Origin of the sequence: Paracoccus sp. MKU1, from assembly GCF_001447385.1 — a bacterium.
Classification (GTDB): domain Bacteria; phylum Pseudomonadota; class Alphaproteobacteria; order Rhodobacterales; family Rhodobacteraceae; genus Paracoccus.
The window spans coordinates 1-5,948 of record NZ_LLWQ01000089.1; the positions used below are offsets into that span (position 1 = coordinate 1).

A 5,948-nucleotide genomic window follows, 5' to 3' on the forward strand; every position below is an offset into this window, starting at 1 on the left:
GCCACATCCCCGCCACCGATCTGGCCGAGACCAGCCAGCCGGTTCTCGATTGGATCGCGCGCGAAGGGATTACCCATCTGGCGGTGCATTTCGATCTCGACGTGCTGGATCCGTCGCATTTCTCGCCGCTGCTGTTCAACAGGCCCGATGCGGCAACGGATGCCTTTGCCGGGATCGAGCAGGGCCGCATGCGGCTGGAACAGGTGGTGCGGCTGCTGAAGGACGTGAGCGCGGCGGCGGATATGGTCGGCCTCGCCATTACCGAACATCTGCCTTGGGACATGCTGCGTCTCAGGAACGCACTCGCCGARCTGCCGATCATGAAGGCATGAGGGGCGTCCGGCCGCAAGGCACGACCTCTCTTTCCGGCCTCCGGCATGATCCGGCCGAGCTCCGATATGGGTGGTCTCCGCCCGTCCGGATCATGCCGCGCCGTTCGCGCCTGTCGCATCAGCCATGGGCACGTCAGCCGATACCCTCGTCCTGCCTCCGCGAGCCGGGCCAAGCCCGGCGAGCGCGATTTTTTCGGCCCCCTATCCAAGGCGCGCACGCGGGACGGCCGCCGGTCCATCGGATCGGCGGCCGTGACGCTTTGAGTTTGGTGGCTGGCCTATGGCCGCAGCGGCCGCCACGGTTCGTCCGTTTCGGCCGGGCGCCAGGCCAGGCGGCGGCAGCGGAAGGTGGTCCAGGCGTAAAGCAGCGGTTTCATGCCGTGCCACCAGTCGGCCGCGATGTCGCCGCAACGGCCCTCGAACAGCAGCCTGCCGCGCGCGGTATAAAGCCGGAACTCCACCGGCAGGGCGTCGCCCTCTTTGGGGTTGCCGCGGGTGGGAACGCCGTCGGCGTCCTCGCCCAGGCCGAGGCAGTTGCCCCAGTAATCCGCCGTAATGATCCAGCGCATGCCGAAATCCTTTCCGTGTGAAGCTGTGGGGTGCAGCGCCCGCCCCGATGACGGGCGCCCTTGGATTGGGGGCTGACCTATGCGGCCGCCTTCCGGTCGCGCTCTTGCAGGGCCGCCATCCGCCTTCCGGCGGTGCGGTAATGCGCCACGTCCAGTTCCACCCCGAGCCAGTCGCGGCCCAGCAGATGCGCCGCCGCCAGCGTGGAACCGCTGCCGCTGAACGGGTCCAGCACCAGATCGCCGGGCTGGGTAAACGCCCCGATCAGCCGGCGCAGCGCCGCCACCGGCTTCTGCGTCGGATGCAGCCTGTTGCCGGTATAGGGGAAGTCCAGCACATCCGGCACCGGACGGGCGGGCAGCACCGGATCGCCCTTCGCCAGCAGATAGGCCTGTTCGTGCTCGTAGCGCAGGAACCGCGCCGAGGAGGCGTAACGCTTGCGGAACACCAGATGCCCGACGATGCGGAAGCCCGCCGCCTTCCAGGCCTCCACGAACAGATCCACCTTGTTCCAGCCGTAGAAGCTGACGCAGAAACCGCCCTGCTTCAAAACCCGGTGCATCTGGGCGAAGGCCGGCCGCAGCCAGCGGGCGTTGTCGTCGTTGGCGACGGTGCGGCCCTGCCGGTCGCGGAAGCGGGTCACATAGGGCGGATCGGTCAGGATGAAATCCACCGAGCCGGTGCCGAAAGCCTGCATCGCCTCGATGCAATCGGCGTTGATGACGAGGTTGCGGGGGGTGCTGGTCTTGCCGGTCATGTCTCTGTCCTTTCGGGTTCGGGGCGGAGGGTCCTTGCCCTGATCCGCCGATGGGCCGCGCCTCGCCGGTCTGACTTCGGGAAACGCATGTTTCCCCGGAGGCAGAGCGGAGAGGGCGCAGCCCGACCCGCGGCCGCATGGCTGGCGGTCCTGGGTCGGGGCGCAGGGGTGGGGCGGCCCGCAGCCGCAGGCGAGGACACGGCCCTGCGCCCCGACGACGCCCCAAGGCGGCGCCTGCCCTTTGACGGCCAGACAGGCGGATGCGTGGCGGACAAATCCACGAGATAAGAAAACCGTCGGGCCGGGGGTGAGCCGGGCACGGCCCGGTCGAGGCCCCTGCCCGGCTTCCGCACAACCGCGATCCGCGCGCCGGGCGCGGATCACCTTGGCTCGATGCGACAGGAAAAAAGGCGGCAGGCGGAAATGTCCGTCAGTACCGCCCCCCTCGGATCAGCCCTGCGGCGCCAGTTCCCCGAAGCCGTTCAGATTGATCAGCGCGGCGATGCCGGTGATCAGCCCGGCGGTACCGCAGAGCAGTTTGAGGCCGATGGCGGAGTCGATGGCATCATGGGTAACGCCATGCACGACGGCATATCCGGCGATCATCGCCGGAATCACGAAGACAGCCCGCGCCAGCAGGCAAAGGATCGGGCTCTTCGCCTTGAACAGCGCCAGAAGCACCAGCCCGACCGACAGCAGTGCCATGGCAGCTGCCGCAAGCGCCGAGAGCAGGAACCCTGCCTCGGTGGCGTGGATGAATCGGAAGGTTTCGACCGCGACCATCACCGGCAGCGCCCAGGTGGCGAGATACCAGGCGATGACGCAGGCGACGGCGGTGAGCATGATGGCAAGCAGGATCAGCGTCATGGAAGCCTCCGGACCAGAGAGATCAGGGATCCTGCCCGAAGATGATACGCTCCGCCTGCGACCAGGATGCACTCCGCCGTTGCTGCAAAAGACAGCATTCCCAACACCCGATGGCGGGTCAAGCGAACGGGCGGAAGACCGGACAGATGATGCGGATAGATGCCGGAAATGCCCGGTGGCCGGCGACAAGCCGCCAGCCCACGCGCTCATGAGGTCCGTCAACTATCCCGCATCGACCGGAATGTCGAAATGCAGGACGTCCTCGCGTTTTCCAAGCCCGGTATAGAGGGCAATGGCCGGTTCATCCCCGTAATCGGCCTGAACGTAAACCACCCAGGCGCCCCGTTCGGCCGCGATCCGTTGCAAGGCACCGATGAGCGCGGTGGCTATGCCCTGGCGCCGGTGGGTCTCGGCGACAGCAAGATCGTAGATGTAGATTTCCGAACGCGCCCGCTCGAATTTCTCGAGCTCGTAGGCGATCAGGCCGCCGACGACGACGGCGCCGTCCATGGCCGCCAGCGCGATGAGATGATCCCCGGCCAGAAGGCCGCTCAGATAGGCGTCGTCCGGCGGCTCTCCCAGGTAGGTGTCGGGATCGTCGAAGGCATCCCCGAACAGCGCGTTCATCTGCCGCAGGACGGAAACGTCGGATCGGCCCAGGCACCTGATCGACACGGACATCGGCAACTCCTCCTCATGCTTCAGGTGTATCATACCCTGAACCGCCCCTGCGCGTCGGGCCATGTCCAAATGGTCTCGTCCGCGAGGATCGCCTCAACGACCGCTTCCGCCCTCGACCTGGCACTCGGGTTGTCGCCCATTCCCATATGTTGGGTCTCGATCTCGACCAGGAATGCGACCACCTCGTCGCGGGGCGTTCCCCGGCGCAACTGGGACGCCGCCGCGATCAGATAGCCGTCGTATTCGTCCGCGAAGGACAGGTTGGCTTCGTCGTCCCACCTGCCCGCCGGGCTTTCCGGGTCCAGCAAGCCGATGGGATCCCAGAGCGACCAGCCGATATCGCGCAGCTTCGACAACTTGATCCGGGGGTGCGGTGAGATCTCGGTCATGGGGGCGTCGTGGCAAGAGTCGGGCGGATGGTCAGCTTCGCGCAGGCCGGGGAAGGGTCGCAACGGGAAACGCTGCTAATCCTTCGGTACCTTCGGCTTCGGCTTCGGCTGGGGCAGCCGGCGTCGCGCGTTCGCACGAAAGGCATTGCGCAGATCCTTGTTGATCAGATCGAGATCGAACCATTCCGGATCGAAATGCCCGCCCGCCCATCGCAGCGTGGAGCGATGGTCCTCGTGCGCCGGGTCGCGGATGATCCCGAGGAAATCTGCATAGCCCCGCGGCCCGCCGACATCCTCGGGCGGCCTTGCCCGCGCGCCCTCCAGACAGAATGCGTGGCGCGGCGCCGGATCGAGCGCCAGCCAATCCTCGATCCGGATCAGGTGCCGCCAGTCGTCTCCGAAATCATAGGCATAGGTGAAACTGCCGTCACGCCCGACGAAATCCTGCAGCCGCACCTCGGTAGAGTCGAAAACGCGGGGGCCGCCGAAACCGTCGTCCAGCAGGGCCGGATCGCCGTAGCGCAACCCGCCGATGCGGAATTCGTGCAGATGGCTGTCGGTCCAGCCGAAGGCCGCCTGCAGGACCAGGTGCAGCCGGTCCAGCGTCCAGTCGGCGGGAACCACCAGCCGCCGCCAGATCTCCGGCTCGATCKCGGCCAGTGAAACATGCARCCGMACCGCATTCGGAGGCTGGAACACCCCCTGCCCTCCCCGATCAGATGGCGAAGTCCTCGAGGGATTTCCCGGCCTCCAGAGCCTCGGCGATCCAGCCAGGTTTGCGGCCGCGACCGCTCCAGGTGATCTCRGGGTTTTCCGGGTGGCGGTATTTCGGCGCTACGGTGGCGCGCTTATGCGCCGGGGTCATTTCCGCCAGTTCGCCCAGCGAGAAACCGTGCTCTTTTGCCACCGCTTCCGCCGCAGCCCGCGCCTCGGCCTTGCGGCGATCCTCGAAAGAGGCGATGGCCTTCGCCACGTTCTTTTCCAGCTGCTTCAATTCGGCCAGCGACAAGGCATTCAGGTCGATATCGGTCATAAGCGTCCCCTGTTGTTATGGCGCCGGTTTAATTCAACAGAGGTCTAGCGGCAATTCCCGGGCTCGATCCGGGGATCCGCCCAAGCCTCAGACAAATCATCGCCCGATCAGCTTTATTTCCCTGAGCGGATGTCCCGTGTCGATGAACAGCCGCCCCGTCGGTTTCAATGCCGCCCGCACTCGTTCAAGGGCGCGGCGCTCGATATCCGGGTGGCGCCCGTCCAGCGCCCCGACACGCATCGCGAAGGCGAGATCGAAGCGCTCCTCGCCGGCCAGCAAATCGAAATCTTCGATCGCCACCTGCCGGAACCGCAGGCGACCCGTGGCGATTTCCGCGCTCGACCCGGCCATCGCGCTTTCGATCGCCTTGGCCGAGCGGTCGATGGCCAGGACGAAGCCGCTCCCGACGCGTCGAGAAACCTCGCGGGCCGCCACCCCCGGGCCGCAGCCGATCTCCAGCACCCTCAGGCCCGGCGCCAGCGGCAGCGCATCGATGAAGGATGCGATCCGGTGCGAAATCCGCGGTGCCATGACGATCGATCCTCAGGCTTTGGTTTCCACACCTTCAGCCACCAGCCGCCGATCCGAACTGCCGCTCAAGCCATCCAACCCCGAAAGCGACGATATCCTGCGCGTCGAACAGATGGCAGTGCGCGGCGCCGACCACGCCCTCGCGGTGCCGGCCCGTCTCGACATAGGCGCGGGCGATGGTTTCGACCGCATCCGGCTGGCCCTCGACTGCGAAGCAATCGAGGATGCCGTTCGAGTCGAAATCCGTGGCAGCCTCCCAGATGGTCCGGGCATCCGGGCCCAGCACCGGCATCTCGTAGCTGACGCGGCGCTTGCCGGGGATGTCGGCGACGGCCTCGGCGTAATGCAGCACGGTCACCGCATCGAGCGGCGCACCCAGCAGCAGGATCTTGCCGCCAAGGCGCACGAAGCGTTCCAGCGGCGAGCCCTCGCCCAGGGCCTGSCCCAGCCKRTGCGGTGCGACCAGGGTGCCGGCCAGCGGGCCGACCGCGACCATCGAGGCATCCGGGTGGGCGCTGCGCCGGGCACCCGGCAGCTCCGCAAGGAACCGGTTCAGCAGGCCGAAGCCGCGATATGTGCCCGCGGTCCGGGGATCGAAGGCGGGCCAGTCGCGGCGCAGGGCCTCGTCCATCCGGGCGCCGTTCAGCGTCTGCTCATAGGGCGAGCGGTCCCAGGAGGCGTATCCCATCACCGTACCGCCCGGCCCCACGGCATCCATGAGCGCCTGGGCGACCCCGGCCGCACCACCCTCGACCGGGCCGAGCGCCTTCAGCGAGGCGTGGACCATCACC

The 5,948-nt window shown here is 67.1% G+C and carries 10 protein-coding genes; 1 reads left to right on the forward strand and 9 read right to left on the reverse strand.

What is annotated here, in order from left to right:
- The coding region (locus AQY21_RS05880; RefSeq protein ID WP_203416410.1) for a hypothetical protein at positions 1-332 on the forward strand (332 nt) is incomplete at its 5' end.
- 278 nt (positions 333-610) lie between these two features.
- On the opposite strand, the gene AQY21_RS05885 is transcribed toward AQY21_RS05880, so the two are convergent.
- From AQY21_RS05885 to aac(3), 9 genes are all read right to left on the reverse strand, one after another.
- Positions 611-901, reverse strand: a complete 291-nt coding sequence (locus AQY21_RS05885; protein WP_058096832.1) for a hypothetical protein — start codon at positions 899-901, stop codon at positions 611-613.
- A gap of 77 nt (positions 902-978) precedes the next feature.
- The gene (locus tag AQY21_RS05890; RefSeq protein WP_058096833.1) at positions 979-1,656 is read right to left on the reverse strand and encodes a DNA methyltransferase; all 678 of its coding nucleotides are present in this window, start codon (positions 1,654-1,656) and stop codon (positions 979-981) included.
- 450 nt (positions 1,657-2,106) lie between these two features.
- Entirely contained in the window at positions 2,107-2,523 is a 417-nt protein-coding gene (locus tag AQY21_RS05895; protein ID WP_058096834.1) for a hypothetical protein, read from the reverse strand.
- Positions 2,524-2,745: 222 nt separating this feature from the next.
- Positions 2,746-3,204: an aminoglycoside N-acetyltransferase AAC(3)-Ih gene (gene aac(3)-Ih, locus AQY21_RS05900; RefSeq protein WP_058096835.1), complete on the reverse strand. Its 459-nt coding sequence runs from the start codon at positions 3,202-3,204 to the stop codon at positions 2,746-2,748.
- Positions 3,205-3,233: 29 nt separating this feature from the next.
- Positions 3,234-3,593, reverse strand: a complete 360-nt coding sequence (locus AQY21_RS05905; RefSeq protein WP_058096840.1) for a hypothetical protein — start codon at positions 3,591-3,593, stop codon at positions 3,234-3,236.
- A gap of 75 nt (positions 3,594-3,668) precedes the next feature.
- Positions 3,669-4,292, reverse strand: a complete 624-nt coding sequence (locus tag AQY21_RS05910) for a plasmid pRiA4b ORF-3 family protein (RefSeq protein ID WP_058096836.1) — start codon at positions 4,290-4,292, stop codon at positions 3,669-3,671.
- Between the two features lie 16 nt (positions 4,293-4,308).
- Positions 4,309-4,626, reverse strand: a complete 318-nt coding sequence (locus AQY21_RS05915; protein ID WP_058096837.1) for an H-NS family nucleoid-associated regulatory protein — start codon at positions 4,624-4,626, stop codon at positions 4,309-4,311.
- A 96-nt stretch (positions 4,627-4,722) separates the two neighbouring features.
- Entirely contained in the window at positions 4,723-5,157 is a 435-nt protein-coding gene (locus AQY21_RS05920; RefSeq protein WP_058096838.1) for a bifunctional 2-polyprenyl-6-hydroxyphenol methylase/3-demethylubiquinol 3-O-methyltransferase UbiG, read from the reverse strand.
- Positions 5,158-5,191: 34 nt separating this feature from the next.
- Positions 5,192-5,948, reverse strand: a 757-nt coding sequence (aac(3), locus tag AQY21_RS05925; protein WP_058096839.1) for an aminoglycoside 3-N-acetyltransferase, incomplete at its 5' end; no start/stop codon positions are given.

Coding starts and splice junctions, on each gene's coding strand:
- AQY21_RS05885 (WP_058096832.1), bottom strand. CDS start 901: ATGCGCTGGATCATTACGGCGGATTACTGGGGCAACTGCCTCGGCCTG.
- AQY21_RS05920 (WP_058096838.1), bottom strand. CDS start 5,157: ATGGCACCGCGGATTTCGCACCGGATCGCATCCTTCATCGATGCGCTG.
- AQY21_RS05890 (WP_058096833.1), bottom strand. CDS start 1,656: ATGACCGGCAAGACCAGCACCCCCCGCAACCTCGTCATCAACGCCGAT.
- AQY21_RS05895 (WP_058096834.1), bottom strand. CDS start 2,523: ATGACGCTGATCCTGCTTGCCATCATGCTCACCGCCGTCGCCTGCGTC.
- AQY21_RS05905 (WP_058096840.1), bottom strand. CDS start 3,593: ATGACCGAGATCTCACCGCACCCCCGGATCAAGTTGTCGAAGCTGCGC.